The following is a 20825-nucleotide window of genomic DNA, read 5'->3' on the forward strand; positions in this document are numbered from 1 at the left end:
CCTGGAAAGGCACGTCGATGTCCTCTCTCGCCCGCTGGTGCCATAGGCACCGGCTCGCCGTCGTCCTGGTCTGGGTGGGGCTGTTGCTCGTCCTGGGCGCCGGGGCCGGTGCGGCCGGCAGCGCCTTCGGCACCAGCCCGATCTCGCAGGACACCGACTCGGCCCGGGCCACGGCCCTGCTGCGGAAGGCGTCCGACAGCGCGGCGGGCAAGAGCGGCAGGGTGGTCTGGCAGCTGAACGGCGGCAAGGTCACCGAGCCCGCGGCCGAGCGGACGATGACCGCGGCGCTGAAGGACATCGCCGACGCGCCGGGCGTCGCCGCGGTGACCAGCCCGTACACACCCGCGGGCAAGAGGCAGATCAGCGCGGACGGCGGGACGGCCTACGCGACGGTCGCCTTCGACGAGGACGTCTCGGACGCCCGGATCGACCACGTGAAGGACCTGGCCGCAGAAGCGGGCACGGACAGCCTGCACATCGCCCTCAACGGGCAGGCGTTCACCGTCAACCCGGAGCCGAACGCCGTCGCCGACGCGATGGGCATCGTCCTCGCCTTCATCGTCCTGCTGTTCGTCTTCCGGGCGGTGTGGGTGGCGGCGCTGCCCATCATCACGGCCGTCGTCGGCGTGGGCACGTCGGCGGTCACGGTCATCCTGCTCAGCCACGTCATCACCCTCTCCGACACGACGCTGACGCTGGGCTCGCTGATCGGTCTGGGTGTGGGCATCGACTACGCCCTCTTCGTCGTCAACCGGCACCGGGGCAACCTGATGTCCGGCATGAGCGTGGCCGACTCGGTCGCCAAGTCCCTCAACACCTCCGGCCGTGCCGTGGTGTTCGCCGGGCTCACCGTCGTCGTCGCGCTGCTCGGCATGCTCACCCTGAACGTCGGCATCATCGACGGCATGGCGATCGGCGCCGCCGTCACCGTGGTCCTGACCGTCCTGGCCGCCCTCACCCTGCTGCCGGCCATGCTCGGCCTGATCGGTCCGCGGGTCCTCGGCCGCGGGGAGCGCGGCACGACGGCCGGACGGACGCGGTCCCGTTCCGCGGGACGGGCCGGGGTGTGGGGCCGGTGGGCCGAGCGCGTCCAGGCCCGGCCCAGGGCACTGGGTCTCGTGGCCCTGGCCGTACTGACGGCACTGGCGTTCCCGGCCCTCTCCCTGCGGCTGGGCGCGTCCGACGACGGCAACCTCCCCACGACCTCCACGAACCGCCAGGCGTACGACATGATCGCGGACGGTTTCGGGCCCGGTTCCAACGGACCGCTCGTGCTGGCCGTCCAGGCCCCCGCCCCCACCGCCAAGGCGGCCGCGGCACGGCTGGTCACCGCACTCGGGGAGGTCGACGGCGTGGCCAGTGCCGGTGCCGCGCCCATGAAGGACGGGCAGAGCGTCGGTGTGGTCTCCGTGGTCCCGACGACCTCCCCGCAGTCGGCGGCGACGTCCGACCTGATCCACCACCTGCGTGACGACGTGATCCCGCGCGCCGAGCGGGGCACGTCGATGAAGGTCTACGTCGGCGGTGTCACGGCGAGCAACGACGACTTCGCGTCGGTGCTGATGGGCAAGCTCCCCCTCTTCGTCCTGGTGATCGCCGCGCTCGGCTTCCTGCTGCTGGCGGTCGCCTTCCGCAGCCTGCTCGTCCCGGCGGTCGGCGCGCTGCTGAACATCCTCAGCATCGGCGTGGCCTTCGGCGCGATCGTGGTCGTCTTCCAGTACGGCTACGGAGCCGGGCTCCTGGGGCTCGGGTCCGCCGGTCCGATCGAGTCGTTCGTGCCGATCCTGGTCGTCGGCATCATGTTCGGTCTGTCCATGGACTACCAGGTCTTCCTGGTCAGCCGCATGCGTGAGGAGTGGGCCCACACCGGGGACAGCGCCCGCGCGGTCCGGGTCGGGCAGGCGGAGACCGGCAAGGTCATCGCCGTGGCCGCCGCCATCATGGTCTGTGTCTTCGGTTCCTTCGTCTTCGGCGGGATGCGGGTGATCTCCGAGTTCGGGGTCAGTCTCGCGGTCGCGGTCGCGGCGGACGCCCTGCTGATCCGCATGATCGTCGTTCCCGCGCTCATGCACCTGTGCGGGAAGGCGAACTGGTGGCTGCCCCGACGGCTGGACAGGGCGCTGCCGAACGTCTCCGTCGAAGGCCCCGCCGACGAGCCGGCCCCTGCGCGGCACCCGGTGCGTGAACGGGAGACCGCCGGCCTGGCCAACTGACCGACGACACGACGGACCTGGCACGCGGGTCGGCGGAGCACGGGGCCTCCCGCCTTCCGCCGGCCCCGCGCTGCCTAGAGTGAGGGAATGGAACTGCCCATGGTGTGGCGACAGTGGCTGGCCGGCCACGACCGGATCAGAGACGTGCTGCCCGCGGTTCCCCTGATCCTGATCGCCGCCGCGGCGACCGCCGTCGGAGACTCCGGCTGGCACGAGCCGCGCTGGGACGAGGTGGTGTGGACGGCGCTGTCGTGCGTGCCGCTGGCCTTCCGCAGCCGCTGGCCCCTGGCGGTGGCCCTCTTCACCCTGGCGGGCGACCTCACGCTGATGGCCGTGGCCTCGCACATCTCACCGACCCCGGCGGCGACCCTGGTCGCCCTGTACACGCTCGCCCTCCACGGCAGTCGGCGTACCGCGTGGATCGTCGGCTCCACCGCGGCCGTGGCGGTCACGGGCGTCTACGCGGCCACGCACATGGAGTCCCTGGTGGGCGGAGCGGGCCTGCTGCGCTTCGACGCCGTGATCGCGGCCACCGCGATCGGCCGCACCGTCCTCGGCCGCCGCCAGAACCTCGCGGCGGCCAGGGAGCGCGCGGAGCACGCCGAGCGCACGCGCGAGGAGGAGGCCCGGCGCCGGGTGACCGAGGAGCGGGTGCGCATCGCGCGGGACCTGCACGACGTGGTCGCCCACCACATCACCCTGGTCAACGCCCAGGCGGGGGTGGCCCACCACCTCATGCGCGCCAACCCGCAGCAGGCGTACGAGGCACTGGCCCACATCAAGGACAACAGCCGTGCCGCGCTGGACGAACTGCGGGCCACCGTCGGGTTGTTGCGGCAGTACGACGACGCGCCGGACTCGCGTGCCCCCATTCCCCGTCTGGCCGATCTCGACGCCCTCGTGAGCGGGTTCCGGGCGAGTGGACTGTCCGTGCGGGTGACCCGTACCGGCGATCCGTCGCCTCTGGCGTCCGCGACCGAACTGACCGCCTACCGGATCGTCCAGGAAGCGCTCACCAACACCCACAAGCACGCCTCCGCGACCCGGACCACGGTGGTTCTGGACTACGGAGTCCACGCGCTGCGGGTCACCGTCACCGACGACGGACCGCCGGGCGCGCCGAAGGGCCCGGGCACCGGCCATGGACTCATGGGCATGCGCGAACGGGCCACCGCCATCGGCGGTACCGTGACGGCCGGGCCGCGCCCGGAAGGGGGCTTCCAAGTGGTCGCCGACCTGCCGCTCTCGCTCCCCACCACCGTCTGACACCCGTGAGAGAAGACCGTCCATGACCGTTCGCGTCCTGCTCGCCGACGACCAGGCCCTCCTCCGGGGCACGTTCCGTCTTCTCGTCGACGCACAGCCCGACATGGAGGTCGTCGGGGAGGCCGCCAACGGGCGGGAGGCCGTACGGCTGGCCCGCTCGGAGCGTGCCGAGGTCGTGGTGATGGACATCCGCATGCCCGAGGTGGACGGTATCGAGGCCACCCGGCTGATCGGTCAGGACGAGGACCTGGCCGGGGTCAAGGTCCTCGTGCTGACCACGTTCGAGGAGGACGAACTCGTCGTCGAGGCCCTCCGGGCCGGCGCGAGCGGCTTCCTGGGCAAGGGGGTCGAACCGGTGCAGCTGCTCGACGCCGTCCGGCTCGTGGCGGCCGGCGAGGCGTTGCTGTCCCCGGCCGCCACCAAGGGTCTCATCGCCCGTGTCCTGGCCGCTCCGTCCCCCGGCGACCTGGTCGACCCCCGGAGGCTGGCCACGCTGACCCCGCGGGAGCGGGAGGTGCTGACGCTGGTGGGATCCGGTCTGTCCAACGACGAGATCGCCGAACGCCTCTTCGTCACCCCGGTCACGGTCAAGACGCATGCCAACCGGGCCATGACGAAACTCGGCGCCCGCGACCGGGCGCAGCTGGTCGTCATCGCGTACGAGACCGGTCTGGTGCGCGCGGGAGAACGACAGGGCGGACCGATCTGACGGCCGGGACCGCCCCGCGCCCGGGACCGGAGGGCTCGGGCAGATCCGGAGCCCGTCGGCACAGCGGAGGCGGTGTTCGGAGGCGGTATTCGGAGGCGATGTTCACCGGATGCGTGCCGTGCACCTTTCGGGCGTGAGCGGTCAGACCGTCTCAGCCGGACGGCCGGTGGTGACGGCCGGACATCGGCCGTTCGGCCGAGTCCGCCGGGAGGCACCGCTTCCGTATCCTGCGGGGCGTGAAATCCGATACTCCGCTGTTGCGCCGGGCAACGATCGCCGTCGGCTGGATCTTCCTCGGCACACTGTGGCTGCTGGACGTGTTCGCCGACGGGGTGCCCGACTACCGCTGGACGAGCTGGCTGACGACGGTGTCCGGTCCGCTCGCCTGCCTGGCACTGCTGTGGCCCACGCGTCGGCCGAGCGCGCAGGTACGTGCCCTGTGCGCCGCGGGCGGCTCGCTGACGATCACGGCCGTGATCGTCACGTGGGCGGGCCCGAACGGCGGCGGTACGTTCGGGGTGCTGGAGAGTGTCGCCCTGCTGGTGCTGCTGTCCCGCGTCGTGCGGACCGTGCCATGCCCGAGGACCGCGGCGGCCGCGGCCGCGGCCCTGGCCGTGGCCGCCGTCGCGATCCCGCTGCGCCTGCTGCCGACGGACCTGCGCTACGACGTCAACAACGCTGTCACCGGGTCCCTGGCGATGACGCTCGGCGTCGGCCTGGCTCTCGTCTGGGGACTGCGCGCGCGACTGCTGGAGGAGCAGCGGGCCCGCGACGTCGCCGCCGTCCGCCAGCGTCAGCGCCTGGAACTCGCGCACGACCTGCACGACTTCGTGGCCCACCACGTCACCGGCATCATCGTGCAGGCCAACGCCGCCCTGGCCCTCCAGCACACCGCACCCGAACAGATCACACCGCTGCTGGAGAACATCAGCCGCTCCGGATCGGAGACCCTGGACTCCATGCGCCGCCTGGTACGGGTCCTGCGTGAGGACGACCGCGCGGGCATCCGGCCCGGCCGGCTGTGGTCGGAACTCGGCCGGCTGGTCTCCACGTACTCCGACGACGAGGCGAACACCCGGTTGCACGTCGCCGCGGCGGCGCGCGACGTGCGGCTCGCCCCCGAGGTGGAGACGTCCGTGCACCGAGTGGTGCAGGAGGCGCTGACCAATGTGCGCCGGCACGCCCCCGGCGCCGCGGTCGCCGTACGGATCGACACGGACGGGCACCGACTGCGGGTCGAGGTGCACAACACCGCACCGGACGCGCACCAGCCGGGCCCGGTCGGCGGTCGCGGCGGCCTGGGGCTCGTCGGCCTGAGCGAACGGGTCGAGGCGGTGGAGGGCACGCTGACCGCCGCCCCCACCGACGACGGCGGCTGGCGGGTCACCGCCGCCTTCCCCACACTCGCCGCTGTGGCAGGATCACCGGCGTGAGCGACACGGCGATCCGCGTACTGATCGCGGACGACCAGGAACTGGTCCGCATGGGCTTCCGCCTGATCCTCGGCGCCCAGCCCGACATCGAGATCGTCGGCGAGGCCGCCGACGGCGCCACCTGTGTGGAACTGGCCCGCCGGCTCCGCCCCGACGTCTGTCTGGTCGACATCCGCATGCCCAGGCTGGACGGCCTGGACGTCACCCGCGCACTGGCGGGCCCCGGCGTCCGCACCCCCTTGCGCGTCGTCGTGATCACCACCTTCGACCAGGACGACTACGTCCACACCGCCCTGCGCAACGGAGCCTGCGGCTTCCTCCTCAAGGACGCCCCGCCCAGCCTGCTGATCGAAGCGGTACGCGCGGCCGCCCGGGGCGACGCGCTGGTCTCCCCCGCCGTCACCGTCCGGCTCCTCAAGCACCTCTCCCCCACGCGCCCCGACCCGGACGTCGGCAGTGTCCTCACCGAACGGGAACAGGACGTCGCCCGGCTCGTCGCGGTGGGCCGCACCAACCAGGAGATCTGCGACCGGCTGGTGGTGTCCCTGTCCACCGTCAAGACACACCTGGCCAACATCCAGCAGAAGATCGACGCCCGCAACCGCGTCGAGATCGCCGCCTGGGCCTGGGAACAGGGCATGGTCCGGGAGCGATAGGCGTCCGCGATCCACGCCACGACGGATCACAGGGTGGCCCGCAGATGGCTGACGGTGACGAAGTGGTAGCCGCGGGCGCTCAGCGTCCGCAGGATCTCGGGGACGGCCGCGACCGAGGTGGGATGGATGTCGTGCAGGAGGACGACGTCGTTGGGCTGGGCCTTGTCGATGACGGTCCGGGCCACCCGGGCGGGGTCGCGGTACTTCCAGTCCTCGGTGTCGACGTCCCACAGGACCGGCGAGAGGGTCGTCACGGACTTGACCGTGTGGTTGACGGCGCCGTACGGCGGACGGAAGAGGGTGGGCGCCTTGCCGGTGGCCGCCTTGATGGCGGCGCTGGTGCGGTTGAGCTGGGAGGCGACCTGGCGTGGGCTGAGCCTGGTGAGGTCGGGGTGGTTCCAGGAGTGGTTGCCGATCTCGTGGCCGGCCCGGGCCTCGGCACGGACGAGGTCGGGGTGGGCGGCGACGTTCTGGCCGACGGTGAAGAACGTGACGCGGGCCCGGTACCGGGCGAGGTGGGTCAGCAGGTTCGCGGTCTCGGGGGCGGCGGGTCCGTCGTCGAAGGTCAGGGCGATGCATTTGACCTTCCTGCAGTCGGTGTCGTCGTCACCGGAGGCGGTGTGGGTGGGGACGGCCGGGGCGGGTTCATGGGGCGCGCCAAGGTCGAGTGAGCGGCCGGGGCGCACGGTCTGCCGCTGGGCGCGCTCGCCGAACCCGGACAGCCACGGGGTGACCGTCTCGCTGGGCAGGACCACCGACAGGCGGCCGGCGGCCGGGACGCCCACCTCGCCGCGGTCGAAGGTCACCCGTAGCCCGCCGTCGGCCGTGAAGTCCATGTCGTTCAGGACGGCGGCGCGGGACGCCGTGTCGGAGAACGTGTCGTCCAGGGTGGTGGCGTTCACGCCCTCCCGTCCTGCGAGCCGGTCCTTCAGAGCGGTGGTCAAGGCGTCCCGGGAGCCTTCGGCGACGAGTGCGAGCGGGGTGCGGTAGGCGCCGGCCCTGCCGTCGTACCAGTAGACCGTGTCGGACCGTCCGTCCCCGACGGAGCTGTGGTCCTGGGTGGTGAGGCGGACACCGAGCACGTCCCCGGAGGCCACCAGGAACTGGTGGCTGATGTTGAGGTCGCGGCTCTCCGCGCCGTCGGCACCCGACGCGCACGCCCCGGAGCGGAAGCTCGCCAGGCGCTGATCCACGTCCTTCTTCATCGCGGCCGTCATCGCCTCCGCTCCCGGGACGTCGGGGTAGCTGGTCGCGAAGGGGCAGGAGCTGTTCTCGCTGCTGTCGCCGACGATCCGCAGGCCCTTGATCTTCGAGGGGTCGACCGTGCGGACCGGGGCGGGCGACGCGCCGGGCCGGGCGCCGTCGGGTGCCGCGGCCGGCGGGTCGGACGTGCCGTGCGCGCAGGCCGCGGTGAGCGAGCCGAGCAGCAGGAGGACGGGGAGGAGGGGGCGAGGGCGCATGTGACCAGAACCTGAGGAGAGGGGACCTCCCGCGCGTCACGGACCGGACGCCGGGCGGCCGTCGCGTACGGGGACGCGGACGGCCGCTGTGGTCTCCGATCGTGCTGGTCAGGGACGTTTTTCAGCGAGACCCGGGGTCGCTGTGAACAATTCCGCGGCTGGTTCCCCAGGCGCTCTCTCTCCTTGTCGGTCAGTGCGCCGGTGGGCAGATCTGCCGGTACGGCGCGTCGGGGACGTACCGCTGCCACAGGGCCCGGGTCAGTCCGCCGCCCGCTCGTGCGCAGATGGCGCGGACGGCCGCCTCGGGGGCGATGCGGTGGCGTTGGAGCAGCATGTCCGGGCCGGCGGCGTAGAGCGTGCCGTCGTCGTGGCCGAAGGCGAGCGAGCGGATCTCGGCCCCCGGCGTGGGCAGGTCCCCGCCGAGGATCCGCTGGCCGCCGGTGTCCCACAGCCGGAGGGTGCCCTCCGAGCCTCCGACGGCGAGGGTGCGGCCGTCGGAGGAGAACGCCACCGCGCCCACGGCCTCGGTCGGGCCGCTGGGGGCCGTGTCGGCGGTGCCGGTCAGGACGCCTGTGGTGCGCCGCAGGTCCCGGTCCCAGAGGGTCACGTGCCCGGTGCTGTCACCGACGGCGAGTCGGGTGCCGTCGGGAGTGAAGGCCAGGGCGGTGACCTGGCGGCCGTCGGCGAGTGCCCACCCGGTGACCTTGCCGGCGGGGAGGCCGGCGTACCGGTCGCCGGAGTCGACGAGCAGCCGTCCGTCCGGTCGCACGGCCAGCGCCGGACCGGACAGGCCGCGCAGGGTGCCGGATGTGCGGTGCGTCCGCGTGTCCCAGACCTCCGCCCCGCCGCCGTCGCCCGCGGAGCGTGCGGCCAGCAGCGTGCGCCCGGCGGGTCCCAGAGCGATCGCGGAGACGGGGCGGTCGGCCGCTCCGGAGGTGGTGAGGACCGTGAGGACCGTGCGGTCGAGGACGTTCCACAGGGTGAAGCGCTGTCTCAGCGAGCCGCCCGAGGACGTGGTGTCGGCGACGGCGAGGGCGCGGCCGTCCGGGCTGAACGCGAGCAGAGGCGTCTCGTCGCCGGTGGCACTCGGCAGGGGGCCGAGGGTGCGCCGGACGGGGTCCGCGGGGGTGCCGGTGGAGCGCAGTTCGAAACGGTAGCCCTGGCCGGCGCGGGTGACGGTGGCGAGGGTGGTGCCGTCCGGGCCGAGGAGCGTGGCGTCGGCCGGGGGGTTCTGCCAGGCGGTGGTGAGGCGGTCGGTCAGGTCGAGACTGCGGACGGTGGCGCGGTCCAGGTAGCGCAGGGTGCGCCGGCCGTGGTCCGGGACCCATGACAGGGCTCTGACCTCCGCGCCGGCCAGCGGCCGGTGGAAGGCCAGCCCGCCGCCCGAGGCGAGCCCCCATACGGCGATCTCGTGGTCGTCGACCGTGGCGAGGAACTCCCCGTCGGGGGAGAGGTCGGCCTGGGTGAAGCCGGTGGCGCCGCCGCTGGTGAAGTCGGCGACACCCTTTCCGCTGCGGACGTCCCAGACGGTCACCGTGGTGCCGTGGACCGCGGCCAGCCGTCCGCCGTCGGGGCTGAGGCGCAGCAGGCGCTCCCCGCCGTCCGCTCCCGAGCCGGTGCCGCAGACGGTCCCGTCCGCCTTGTCCCAGTCGCCGGGCAGTCGCCTGCCGTGCACGACGTCCCACACCTGCGGCGGGCCGTCGGCGGGGCAGAACGCGGCCAGGCGTCCGCCGGGGCCGAGGGCGGTCGTGGTGAGGGCACGGGCGACGTCGGTGCCGAAGAGGACGTGACCGTCGTCCGTCCGGCGGACCTCCAGCCGTCCGGGACGGCCGAACGGCCGGGTGAGGTACGCGTCGCCGTCGGGCGCGGCGGTCGCGAACTCCGCGTCTCCCAGATCGGCGGCGGACCGCGCCCCGGACAGGTTCCACAGCATGTCGCTGTCGCCGTCGGCGGAGTTCAGCAGCAGGAACCGGGCGTCGGGGCCGACGTCGTACGCCTCGGTACCGCCCGGCAGGTGGTAGCTGCCGGTGCGGCGGTGCTCCGCCACGCTCCATCTGGTGACCTGGCCGCCGTCGACCGTGAGCAGGGTGCGGCCCCGGTCGGTGAGGAAGCGTCGGACGTCGCGTCCGGTCCGCGGGTCGGTGAAGGCGTCCCGTTCCGGCTGCGCGAGCGCGCCCAGCAGGGCCGAGCGGGACTCGGTGAGCGGGGCGATCCGCCATGCGGCGGCGCCGAGCAGGGACGCGGTGCGGGGGTCGGTGGCGCGCAGGCTCTCGGCGACGGTGGCCAGGCGACGGGCGGCGGCCTTGGCGGCCTCCTCCTCGCTGAGCCGGTCGCGCTGCCAGGCGACCAGTCCCGCGGTCAGCGCGAGGACAAGGAACACGCAGACACCGACGACGAGGGCACGGGTGCGCCGGGCGGCGCGCGCGCCGGCGTCCCGCTCGGTGTCACGGGCCACGGCGGACGCGGTCAGGAAGGCCCGCTCCGGCCCGGTGAGGTCGTCGTCGTCCTCCGTCTCCCGCCCGGCGCCGAACAACTCCTCGGCGCGGGCCAGCCGTGCGCCCCGGTACAGCGCGCCGGTGTCACGGTCCAGTTCCTCCCAGGCGCGGGCGGCCTCACCGAGGAGCCGCTGGGCGCGCAGCCGCTCCCGGCTCTCCTCGATCCAGCCCGCGAGGCGGGGCCAGCCGGTGATCAGTGCCTCGTGGGCGAGTTCGACGGTGTCGCCGTCCAGTGTGACCAGGCGGGCGGCGGCCAGTCGTTCCAGGACGTCCGGCGCGCCGGGACCCAGCTCGGAGCGGGACGCCGGGCGGCGCGTGTCGGCCGTGCGGTCTCCCGGGGCGATCAGCCGGAGCAGGATGCGCCGCGCCCTGCGGGCCTGCCCCTCGTCCAGGCCGCCGTGGACCTGCTCGGCGGTGGCGGCGATCGCTCCGCGGACACCGCCCGACTCCTCGTAACCGGCCAGCGTCAGCGTGCGGCCCCGCCGACGGCGCCAGGTCTCCAGCAGCGCGTGCGAGAGCATCGGCAGCGCCCCCGGCCGGTCGCCGACCTCCTCGACGATCCGCGCCGTCAGCACCCGTTCCACATTGAGCCCGGCCGTGGCGGCGGGGCCGGTGACGACCTCGCGGAGCTCGTCCGCGTTCATCGGCCCCACCAGCAGGCTCGCGTGTCCGACCGCCTCGGCGAGCGCCCGGTGCTCGGCGCAGTGGCCGTAGAAGTCGCCGCGGACCGCGACGACCACCCGCAGCCGGCTCTCCGGCCGGCGCGCGACGAGCAGCGCGTCCAGGAAGCGGTCCCGTTCCTCCCGGTCGTGGCAGAGCGTGAACAGCTCCTCGAACTGGTCGACGATCACCCAGGTGTCCAGCTCGCCGTCCTTCGGGACGAGCGCCTCCCGGTGCGTGTGGGCGGGACGTTCGCCCGGGGTGAGCACCCGGATCACCGCCGGGCGTCCCGCGCCCTCCCCCTCCCGCAGCAGTGGGACGAGCCCCGCGCGCAGCAGCGAGGACTTGCCACTGCCGGAAGGCCCGAACACCGCCGCGAACCGGTGCGCGCGGGCCAGGTCCCGCAGGTCTGCGATCAGAGCCTGCCGGCCGAAGAAGAGGTCGCTGTCGGCCGGTTCGAAACGGGCCAGGCCCCGGAACGGCGCCCGTTCGTCGGCCGCGGGAGCACGCAGTTCGGTGTCGGCCTCCCGCCAGCGTGCCTCCCACTCGTCGGGGTCCGCGTCGAGTGCCTCCGCGTAGGCGCGCACCACCGCCAGGGTCGGCAGCTGGTCACCGCCGGCCGCGGCCTGCGACAGCGCGGTCGTGGAGTAGCCCGCCCGCTGGGCCATCTCCCGGTACGGCGGCTTCCCGGCCTTCTCCCTCAGCAGGCGCAGCTCGTGCGCGAGCCGCTGCACCGGACCGGCGTCGGGGTCCACCGGCTTCTCGCGACGACCCACCAGCCGACATCCTTCGAATCTCGAACACAAGAACGGGCGCTCAACCTACGTTTTTCGCCCACCCGGCGGCAATCCCGGCCCGGCCGATGAGTCCCGGGCCACATACGGCTCAGGGCACCAGCTCGACGACGTCGTACGACACTCCGGGGCTGAGGAAGGCGGTGCCGCCGGAGCCGCTGACGATGTCGATCGTCAGCTCCTGATGGGCGTCCGCCGACCTCACCCAGGCGCTCGCGGGGATCGCGTAGCTGTAGGTGTGGTTGTTGCCGCGGTAGGAGCCGACGGTGAGGGAGCGGGTCGTGGGCTCGTCGGCGGGCACGGGCACGGTCGAGACCCAGTCGTTGACCCTGATCCGGGGCCTGCCCTTGGCGAACGCGGTGGTGATACCGATGTGGAGGGTGTGGCCGGAGGCCAGCTGCTCCCGTGTGAGCCGGAAACGGATCTTCCGGCCGTTGTTGACGGCCGCCCACTGGTAGCAGGGAAAGTCCGCCGAGGACGAGGAGCCCACGGTGTGGACACCCTGCGTCCATGGTCGGGCCCGGGCGTCGGAGGGGTGCATCGTCGTCATCAGGGAGGCGTTGGCGAAGCCGCGCGGTGTGCCGGACCAGTCGCCGATGCGCCAGATCGCGGGCCGCTGGCCCGGATCCGCGGTGATCTTCAAGGTGTGCAGGGCCGTCGTCCGCCCGGCCGTCACGGTCACGGACGTCGTGTGCACGGCGAGTTCGTCCTTGTAGACGGTGAGCTCGTACGCGCCCGGCAGCATGTACGGCGACTGGAAACGGCCGGTGTCCGGGTCGGCCTTCGCCCAGTACTGGGCGTCGGGGTTGGCGAAGCCGACCGTGTAGGCGGTGCCCTCGGCGCGGCCGCCGATGCCGACACCGGCGACCCGCCCGCGGCCACGGCGGCCGACCCAGCCGACCAGGCCCAGACCATCCACCCACGAGGTGTCGATGGCGTCGTGGGACAGGGCGCGGGCGGGCGCGCCGCCGTCGGTGAAGGCGAGGACGTACGGGCCCTGGAGGCCGAAGCGCATCGGCTCGGTCTGGTTCTCGCCGTAGTAGAGGATCTCGTACAGGCCGGCGCCGTCCTCGTAGTGGTGACGCATGAGCGAGCGGTAGAACGGTCCGCCGGACGCCTTCTCGTGATTGCTGCGGACCATCCACATGCCGACCTTGCCGTCGCTCCAGCCGACGTGGCTGTAGTCGATGACGCGTTGGTTGGAGTAGTGCTTGGAGCGGGTGGTGCCGTTGGGCCGGCGGCGGATGTCCTGTGCCTCGTCAGGGTGTCGGTGCGGGCGTCCCAGGAGTCGGGGTCGTCGTTGGGGAACAGGCCGGGCCGCACGCGGACGATGTAGCGGGTGGCGGTGATGGAGGCGTCCGCCTTGTTCGTCCACATGTAGACGTTGTTCTCGCCCCGGCGGGCGGCGTAGTAGTGGTGCATGGTGCCGTGGACGACGGTGACCAGGACGGTGTCGGCGGTCCCGCGGATGCTCACCGACGAGGCGCCCAGGCCGGTTTCGACGTGCGAGTCGCGATTGCCGTAGCCCTGGTACTCGGTGCCCCTGTACACCAGGGAGGTCAGGTCGCCGGTGCGGTGGTCGACCTTGAACACGAGGCCGGCGCCGGTGTCGATGACGTGGGCCCGCCCGTCGTCGCGGTGTCCGAAGGTGTTTCCCGCCGCGTCGGCGGTGGAGAGCAACGGGCCGCAGACCGCGGCGCCACCGCCGAGGACGAGTCCGCCGGCGGCGGTTCTGAGCAGGACATCGCGGCGGGTGAGACGCCGGCGACCGTGTGCGGCCATGGTGGTTCCGTTCATGTGCGAGGAGCTGAGGGAGCGGTGGTGCGTCAGGCGGTGGCACAGGGCACCAGCGCCGGGGACTGTCCTCAGGGAGACGGTCCGGGGCCTCTCCGGGTTGGTAAAGGTGGGGTAAGGCTCGCCGCTCGCCGCGCCGTGCACGGAGGGACGGGGACCCCGGGCCGCCTGTCAGGGAGCCGATGACACGGGGGGCGTGCCATCGGCCGACACCGACTCTGCAGGGTCGGGGAGTTGTTCAGCAGGCCCTGACCAGCACTGAACAATACGGAGGCGGCCTTGATGTGCCGATCGTGGTCAGGGCCGCTCGAACTTCCAGGTGATGCTGGTGGCGTCGGCCTCGACGACGGTGACCGGGACGGACAGGTCCTTGCCGTCGCCGTCCTTCGCGAGACACCTCACCTCGGTGCCGGCCACCGCTTTGAGGGCGGGGCACTTCACGATGTCCGTACCGGCGCCGATCCACGGCAGCGGACTGTACTTGGACGCGGTGCGGCCGGTGACGATCCGCCCGCTGAGCGCCTTCTGGCCGTCCACGGTCACCGTCGTGAACTCGTCGAGCCCGGTGGTCGACTCCGTACCGCTCATCGCGTAGGTGAGGGCTCCGCCGCCGACGGCCAGCGCGGCCACCGCGCCGGCGGTGATGACGAGGGGCTTGCGTGCCATGAGGTGCTCCTGGTGCAGAGGGTGGGTTGCGGTACCCAACCTCTCCCGTCGGCACGGGCCCGCGCCTCGGCCGAACGGCCGGGCTTCCGGTCCGGCCGGGCGCGTTCCCTCGGCCGTACGGCCGATGCAGGCGCGGCCGGCCCGTAGGCCGACCGCCCCCGTGCCGCCGTCACCTCCTGCGTCACCGCTCCTGGAGCACCGAGAGGACGTTCCCGGCGGGGTCGGTGAACCACGCGATCCCCGCGGGGCCGTCGCCGCCGGCCCGGACGATGCCCTTCTCGTCGTGGTCGAACCCGGGGTAGCGCTCAAGGCTCACGCCGCGCCGCTCCAGTTCGCCGACCGCCGACTCGATGTCGTCCACGGGGAAGTTGAGGATCGTGAACGTCGCGGGGGTGTGCGTCGGCTTCAGGTAGACGAAGACGCGTGCGCCGCTGCCGAGGGTGAGGATCAGCATCCGCATCTCCCCCTGTCCGCTCTCCTCCACCCGCAGCCCCAGCGTCTCCCCGTAGAACCTGCGGGCCGCGTCGAGGTCGTCGACCGCGAAGCCGCTGAACGCCTGTGCCTGTCCGAACATGCCGTGTGTCTCCTTCTCGCATGGGCGCCCCGAGGACCTCAGCGCACACCACGCAGCCCTGGACGGACGGCACGCCACACGGACGAGGTCCGGATGGTGGCGCGCCCTTCACCCGCGCGAAGCCGCGTGTCCCGGACGGCATACCGTCCGGGACACGCATCGCACTCGTGAGTCAGCGTGATGTCCCGGCCATCTCCGGGACGGAGGTGTCGAGGGCGTCGAGGGCGCGCAGGATGTCCTCGACCCGCTGCTTGGCGTCACCGAAGAGCATCTGGGTGTTCTCCCGGAAGAACAGCGGGTTCTGCACGCCCGCGTAGCCGACGGCCATGGACCGCTTGAAGACCACCACGTTCGCGGCCTCCCAGACGTGCAGCACGGGCATCCCGGCGATGGGGCCGGCCGGGTCGTCGACGGCGGCCGGGTTGACGGTGTCGTTGGCGCCGATGACGAGGACGACCGAGGTGGCGGGGAAGTCGTCGTTGATCTCGTCCATCTCGAGGACGATGTCGTAGGGCACATGGGCCTCGGCGAGCAGCACGTTCATGTGTCCGGGCAGCCGGCCGGCGACGGGGTGGATGCCGAAGCGCACCTCGACACCGCGCTCGCGCAGTCGGCGCGCCAGTTCGGCCACCGGGTACTGGGCCTGGGCGACCGCCATGCCGTAGCCGGGCGTGATGATCACCGACGAGGCGTCGTGCAGCAGCTGCGCGGTCTCCTCGGCGTCGATCTCGCGGTGCTCGCCCTGCTCGCCGTCGGCCACCGCCGCCGGACTGCCGAAGCCGCCCGCGATCACGGAGAGGAAGGAGCGGTTCATCGCCTTGCACATGATGTACGAGAGGTAGGCGCCGGAGGAGCCGACGAGCGCGCCGGTGACGATGAGCAGGTTGTTGGCGAGGAGGAAACCGGAGGCCGCGGCGGCCCAGCCGGAGTAGCTGTTGAGCATGGAGACGACCACCGGCATGTCACCGCCGCCGATGGAGGCGACCAGGTGCGCCCCGAGGGCGAGCGCGATCACGGTGACGGCGATGAGCAGGCCGATGCCGGGGCGGGCCACGAAGGCGACGGTGAGCACGACGAAGGCGACCAGGGCGCTCACGTTGAGGACGTGTTTGCCGGGCAGGGTGAGGGGCCGGGAGTCGATGCGCGCCGACAGCTTCAGGTAGGCGACGACCGAGCCGGTGAAGGTGACGGCGCCGATGAACACGCCGATGAACACCTCGGCGTGGTGGATGCCCAGCAGCGACCCGGTGAGGCCGGCGTCCACGTCGAGGTAGCCGTTCCAGCCGACGAACGCGGCGGAGAGGCCGACGAGGCTGTGCATGATGGCGATCAGCTCGGGCATGCCGGTCATCTCCACGACCCGGGCCCGCCACAGTCCGATGCCGGCGCCGAGGACCATGGCGACGGCGATCAGCACGAGACCGGTGGCCGGGATGCTCCGGGACGCGAGCCCGACGGTGGCGGCCAGGGCGATGACCATGCCCGCGATGCCCCAGACGACTCCCGAGCGGGACGTCCGGTGCTGGGAGAGCCCCGCGAGGCTGAGGATGAACAGCAGGGCGGCGACGACGTAGGCGGCTTCTGCGGCCGTGACAATGGTCAACGCTGATCAGCCCTTCGAGAACATGCCGAGCATGCGGCGGGTGACGGCGAATCCGCCGAAGACGTTGATGCTCGCCAGCAGGATCGCGGCGAACGACAGCACGGTGACGGCGGTGTTCCCGTGCCCGATCTGCAGCAGTGCGCCGACCACGACGATCCCGGAGATGGCGTTGGTGACCGACATCAACGGGGTGTGGAGCGCGTGGTGCACCTGGCCGATCACATAGAAGCCGATGACGATGGCCAGCACGAACACCGTGAAGTGGCCGATGAGTTCGCTCGGCGAGAAGGCGGTCACCAGGAACAGGGCGAGCGCTCCGGCGCCGACGAGGGCGTAGGCGGACCGGGCCGGGCGTGCGGGCTTCGCCGCCGCCGTCCCGGAGGAGTCGGGCGTCGCGGGGTCCGGGGGCGCGTCGGGGGCGGGCGCGGCGGACACCTGCACCGGGGGCGGGGGCCAGGTCTTCTCGCCGTCATGGACCACGGTCATCGAGCGCTGCACGACGTCGTCGAGGTCGAGGACGAGGCGGCCGTCCTTGCCGGGGGTGAGCAGCTTCATCAGGTGGACGAGGTTGGTGCCGTAGAGCTGGGAGGCCTGGGCGGGGAGCCGGCCGGGCAGGTCGGTGTAGCCGATGATCGTCACGTCGTTGTCGGTGACGACGGCCCTGCCGGCGACCGTGCCCTCGACGTTGCCGCCCTGGGCGGCCGCCATGTCGACGATGACACTGCCGGGCTTCATGCGCGCGACGTCCTCGGCGGTGATGAGCCGGGGTGCCGGACGGCCCGGGACGAGCGCGGTGGTGATGACGATGTCGACGTCGGCCGTCTGCTCGGCGTACAGCCGTGCGGCGAGCCGGTTGTAGTCGTCCGAGGTGGCCCTGGCGTAGCCGTCGGTGCTGACGTCCCGCGCGGCGGAGACGGTGAGGAACTCGCCGCCCAGGGAGCGGACCTGTTCGGCGACCTCGGGCCGGGGGTCGGTGGCGCGGACCACGGCGCCGAGACTGCGGGCCGCGCCGATCGCCGCGAGTCCGGCGACCCCGGCGCCGGCCACCAGGACCTTGGCGGGCGGCACCTTGCCCGCGGCGGTCACCTGGCCGGTGAAGAAGCGTCCGAAGGCGTGCGCGGCCTCGACGACGGCCCGGTACCCGGCGATGTTCGCCATCGAGCTGAGGACGTCCAGCGACTGGGCCCGCGAGATGCGGGGCACGGCGTCCATGGCGAGGACGGTGACGGGCCGCCGGGCCAGTTCGTCGACCAGCTCCGCGTGGTGGGCCGGACCGATCAGCGCGATCAGGGTCGCCCCGTCGCGCAGCCTGCCGGTCTCCTCGGTGGAGGGGCCGTTCACCTTGAGCACGATCTCCGCCGCCCACGGGTCGCCGAGCCGGGCGCCGGCCTCCTCGTAGGCCGCGTCGGAGAAGCGGGACGAGGCCCCTGCCCCCGGTTCGACCACCACGTCGTACCCGAGCGCGACGAGTCTGCGCACGGTGACCGGCGTCGCGGCCACCCGGGTCTCGCCCGGGGTGGACTCGGCCGGGACGCCGATGCTCTGGGGTTCGGGTTCCGCTTGGACCATCCTCTGTCCCTCTTCCCGTGGACGTCGTGGTGCCGGACGTCTCCGCCCGGCGCTTGGCGTGCTCGTCCGTTCCTCGGTGCTCTCGTGCCCGGGCACTCACGCCTGGGGCTCCTGTGCCCGCTTGTGGACCCACTTGTTGACCCATGCCCCGTGAGTGCGGGGTGGATACGGGGCGGACGCACTCAATCGCCGCGCGAGGAGGAAGGGGGACGGTCGCCGCCGGTCATCCGAGGGGAAGAAGGACGCGGTACTCCAGCAGACCCGCGTGGTCGATCAGCAGGGAGGTCAGGGCCGCGGCGATCCCGGCCGACAGCGGGGGAAGCAGATACAGGACCGTTCGATGCGGTGGCCGGTCCCGGGACGGCAGCAGGGGGATGAACACGGCGAGAAGGAGGACGGACACGGCCAGCACCGCGAGCGGTGTCACCAGGAAGCGCCGGGCGGTTTCGACGGGGTCGCTCCACGTGGTCGCCCATCGGAGGTAGATCGCCACGAAGGTGAGCGCGGTGGCCGGTGGCGCCGCGCGCAGGATGTCGGGCACGGATCCGGCTCCGGCGACGAGAAGGGCCAGGAGCACGGCCACTCCGGCCGCGGACGCCGACCACATGTCGAGCAGTTGGACCGCGGCTTTCTCGTCCGCCTCGACGGGCGCCACCGTCCGCAGACGCACCGTGCAGGCCGCCGCGGCCGCGGCGCCGGCGGAGAGCAGGACGATCAGGGGTGGGACGCGCGGTACGACGGGCCCCGGCACCACGGTCACGGACATGGCGGTGCCCGTCGCCGCGGCCCTCCGGAGACGCCACGCGAACGCACAGCCCAGGGCGGTGAAGACCGCGAGAGGCCCGGCCCAGGGCGCCTCGGTCGCGAGGATCGGATAGGCCGACGGTCGGAACACCCGCACGGAGACCACCGAGGTGGTGCCGATCCAGAACGCGAGGCCGTACAGGATCGTGGTCACCAGAAGGGGCACCATCCAGCCGCCCACGCGATCGGCACGCCGCCACACCCGGGCCAGGGACACACAGATCACGGTCGCCCCGGCCGTCGCCAGGGACAGGGTGAGCAGCACCCACCAGCTGCCGTACGGGCCGTCGCCCGTGGAGCCGGTGCGATTGACCCCGATGTACAGCCCGACCGGAACGGCCGACGGGACCGTCAGACAGGCGCCCGCACGGTGCCACCAGGGCACCCGCGCGTCCGGGGGCGGCTGATGCCACCAGGCAGGACCGCACGCCACCGCCAGCAGCGCGCCGGCGAGGAGGGCGTCGATCGCCAGGGTCCAGCCGGCCACCGGCGTGGCGGTGAACGCCGGCGTCGTCACCTGGTAGGAGGTCGTGAGCACGGTCACCGCGAGGACTCCGGCGACCCACTCGTCGAGCCGGCCGAGTACGGCCGGTGGTGTCCGGTTGCCCAGATGGGCCAGTCGTTGCCGGGGAGTGGGGTGCGTGCCGGCCAGCCGCTCACGCAGCCGGCGGGGGCCGGCCTCGGCCCGCTCCAGCAGGGTGGTCAGGCCGGGGCCCGCGCCGTCGGCCGCGGCTACGGCGTCCGCCTCGTGTTCCCGGGCTCGGCCGATGCGGGCGCCGATGATCCACGCGGCCACCGCCAGCAGGCCGACGCGGGCCCCGTAGTCCAGCCAGACCCAGCTGAACAAGGAGCCGAGGACCGAACGGTCGTGTCCGGCGAGAGCCGCGACCGTGGTCACGAGAACCGGAAGCACGGCGACGATCGGCAGGGCCCGTCGCAGCCCGCGCACCAGCCATGCCAGGCGTACGTCACCGGCCGCGACGTGCGCGCACTCGTGCCGCAACGCCGCCGCGACCTCGGCCGCGGGCAGACGCCTCGCGCCGCGCGGCATCACGATGTGCGGTGTGCCGAGGTGCTGCACCGTGAACGGCTCGACCAGGTCGGGTCCGCCGAGCAGCACGGGCGGGCCTGGGGAGGGCCAGCGTGGCGGAGGGGCGGTCAGTGGTCCGATCCGGCGGATCAGCCGGCGAGGCAGCCACCAGGTCAGCGTCAGTCCGAGCGCGACGACGGCCGCGCCGCCCGCGAACCCGGCCGCGGCCCGCTGCCGCTCCGCGGGGGCGACACAGGACAGGATCTCGATCTGGAGCCGCAGCCACTCCTTTGGATCGCCGGGCAAGGGTCCGACCGACTCCGCGCAGGCGAGCTGCGTCCGGAGCCACGCCTCACCGTGCACCTCGTTGAAGACCAGCGCACCGGCGGTGATTCCGGCGACCGCGAGGACGACCATCAGCAGCAGGTAGTGCCCGCGGGTCGGTGAGGTGAGCTGGGCCGGGCGTGCCGGGACGGCGACCGCCCTCGCATCCGCCAAGGGCGTCTCAGTCACGGCGGCCACCGTCGCCGCCGATGCCCCCGTCGCCGCCGTTGCCGCCGTTCCGGAGGCGCAACGCACCGACCACGGCCAGCCCCAGCGTGTCGGCCTCCTCGGGGGTGACCTTCCCCTTGAGCATGAGGACGACCGCGGCGCGGACCTCCTCCTCCTGCTCGGGGGCCAAGGGGTCGAAGGTGTGGTGCGCCTCGCCGCGCAGCCGCGCCAAGCCCGCCCTGGTCTTCTCGCTCAGCACCGTGGCGGTCTGCTCCGCCAGAGCGCCGCCCACCGCACCGAAGAGAGCCGCCACCGCCGGAAGCAGGTGGTCGGCCAGCGGCAGCATGTCGACGCCCATGCCGACCGGTGGCCGCGCCCGGGAACGGCCCTGGCGCTCCCACCGTTCCAGGGCCGCGTCGAGATCCTCGGCCTCCTCGGGACAGGACGCCAGAAGAGCCTGCCGGGTGATGTCCATGACTGCGGGGTCCATGAGAACTCCTCACGCTCGATGCCGGACGGACACGGAGGAGTTGCCCTCACCTCCGCCTTCCGCGGCTCAGAAAATATGGTCACCACACCGAAGTCGACGGGGAGTTAGTCGATGTTC

General features: G+C 72.8%; 13 protein-coding genes and 1 pseudogene. 5 read left to right on the forward strand and 9 right to left on the reverse strand.

The features are described 5' to 3' along the window. Window positions 1-17: 17 nt before the first annotated feature. The 5 genes from PYR72_RS05945 to PYR72_RS05965 all read left to right on the forward strand — a co-directional run bounded on the left by PYR72_RS05945 (window position 18) and on the right by PYR72_RS05965 (window position 6277). Window positions 18-2213 (forward strand): MMPL family transporter, encoded by a 2196-nt coding sequence (locus PYR72_RS05945; RefSeq protein WP_275454256.1) that lies wholly within the window; start codon window positions 18-20, stop codon window positions 2211-2213. An 87-nt stretch (window positions 2214-2300) separates the two neighbouring features. Continuing rightward, window positions 2301-3479: a histidine kinase gene (locus tag PYR72_RS05950; RefSeq protein WP_275454257.1), complete on the forward strand. Its 1179-nt coding sequence runs from the start codon at window positions 2301-2303 to the stop codon at window positions 3477-3479. 22 nt (window positions 3480-3501) lie between these two features. Then, window positions 3502-4188, forward strand: coding sequence for a response regulator transcription factor (locus PYR72_RS05955; protein WP_275454258.1), 687 nt, complete (start codon window positions 3502-3504; stop codon window positions 4186-4188). A 236-nt stretch (window positions 4189-4424) separates the two neighbouring features. After that, window positions 4425-5621 (forward strand): histidine kinase, encoded by a 1197-nt coding sequence (locus PYR72_RS05960; protein WP_275454259.1) that lies wholly within the window; start codon window positions 4425-4427, stop codon window positions 5619-5621. After that, on the forward strand, window positions 5618-6277 hold the full coding sequence (locus tag PYR72_RS05965) for a response regulator transcription factor (protein ID WP_275454260.1): 660 nt from the start codon (window positions 5618-5620) through the stop codon (window positions 6275-6277). The genes PYR72_RS05960 and PYR72_RS05965 overlap by 4 nt, the downstream gene beginning before the upstream one ends. A 26-nt stretch (window positions 6278-6303) precedes the next feature. Here PYR72_RS05965 and PYR72_RS05970 read toward each other — a convergent pair whose 3' ends face one another. From PYR72_RS05970 to PYR72_RS06010, 9 genes and pseudogenes are all read right to left on the reverse strand, one after another. Beyond that, on the reverse strand, window positions 6304-7737 hold the full coding sequence (locus PYR72_RS05970) for a polysaccharide deacetylase family protein (protein WP_275454261.1): 1434 nt from the start codon (window positions 7735-7737) through the stop codon (window positions 6304-6306). A 190-nt stretch (window positions 7738-7927) separates the two neighbouring features. Further along, a complete protein-coding gene (locus PYR72_RS05975; RefSeq protein ID WP_275454262.1) occupies window positions 7928-11668 on the reverse strand; it encodes a helix-turn-helix domain-containing protein in 3741 nt (1246 codons plus the stop codon). A 109-nt stretch (window positions 11669-11777) separates the two neighbouring features. Further along, window positions 11778-13468 (reverse strand): annotated as a pseudogene (locus tag PYR72_RS05980) (rhamnogalacturonan lyase B N-terminal domain-containing protein). Between the two features lie 309 nt (window positions 13469-13777). After that, entirely contained in the window at window positions 13778-14146 is a 369-nt protein-coding gene (locus PYR72_RS05985) for a hypothetical protein (RefSeq protein WP_275454263.1), read from the reverse strand. Between the two features lie 181 nt (window positions 14147-14327). Further along, complete coding sequence (locus PYR72_RS05990) at window positions 14328-14720, reverse strand: VOC family protein (protein WP_275454264.1); 393 nt, start codon at window positions 14718-14720, stop codon at window positions 14328-14330. A gap of 172 nt (window positions 14721-14892) precedes the next feature. After that, window positions 14893-16323, reverse strand: a complete 1431-nt coding sequence (gene pntB / locus PYR72_RS05995) for a Re/Si-specific NAD(P)(+) transhydrogenase subunit beta (RefSeq protein ID WP_275454265.1) — start codon at window positions 16321-16323, stop codon at window positions 14893-14895. Window positions 16324-16329: 6 nt separating this feature from the next. Next, window positions 16330-17892, reverse strand: a complete 1563-nt coding sequence (locus PYR72_RS06000; protein ID WP_275454266.1) for a Re/Si-specific NAD(P)(+) transhydrogenase subunit alpha — start codon at window positions 17890-17892, stop codon at window positions 16330-16332. Between the two features lie 223 nt (window positions 17893-18115). Then, window positions 18116-20239, reverse strand: a complete 2124-nt coding sequence (locus PYR72_RS06005; protein WP_275454267.1) for a M48 family metalloprotease — start codon at window positions 20237-20239, stop codon at window positions 18116-18118. Next, the gene (locus PYR72_RS06010; RefSeq protein ID WP_275454268.1) at window positions 20232-20708 is read right to left on the reverse strand and encodes a hypothetical protein; all 477 of its coding nucleotides are present in this window, start codon (window positions 20706-20708) and stop codon (window positions 20232-20234) included. Before PYR72_RS06010 ends, PYR72_RS06005 begins: the two co-directional genes overlap by 8 nt. Window positions 20709-20825 lie beyond the last annotated feature (117 nt).

This window comes from Streptomyces sp. VNUA24, assembly GCF_029167005.1.
GTDB lineage: Bacteria > Actinomycetota > Actinomycetes > Streptomycetales > Streptomycetaceae > Streptomyces > Streptomyces scabiei.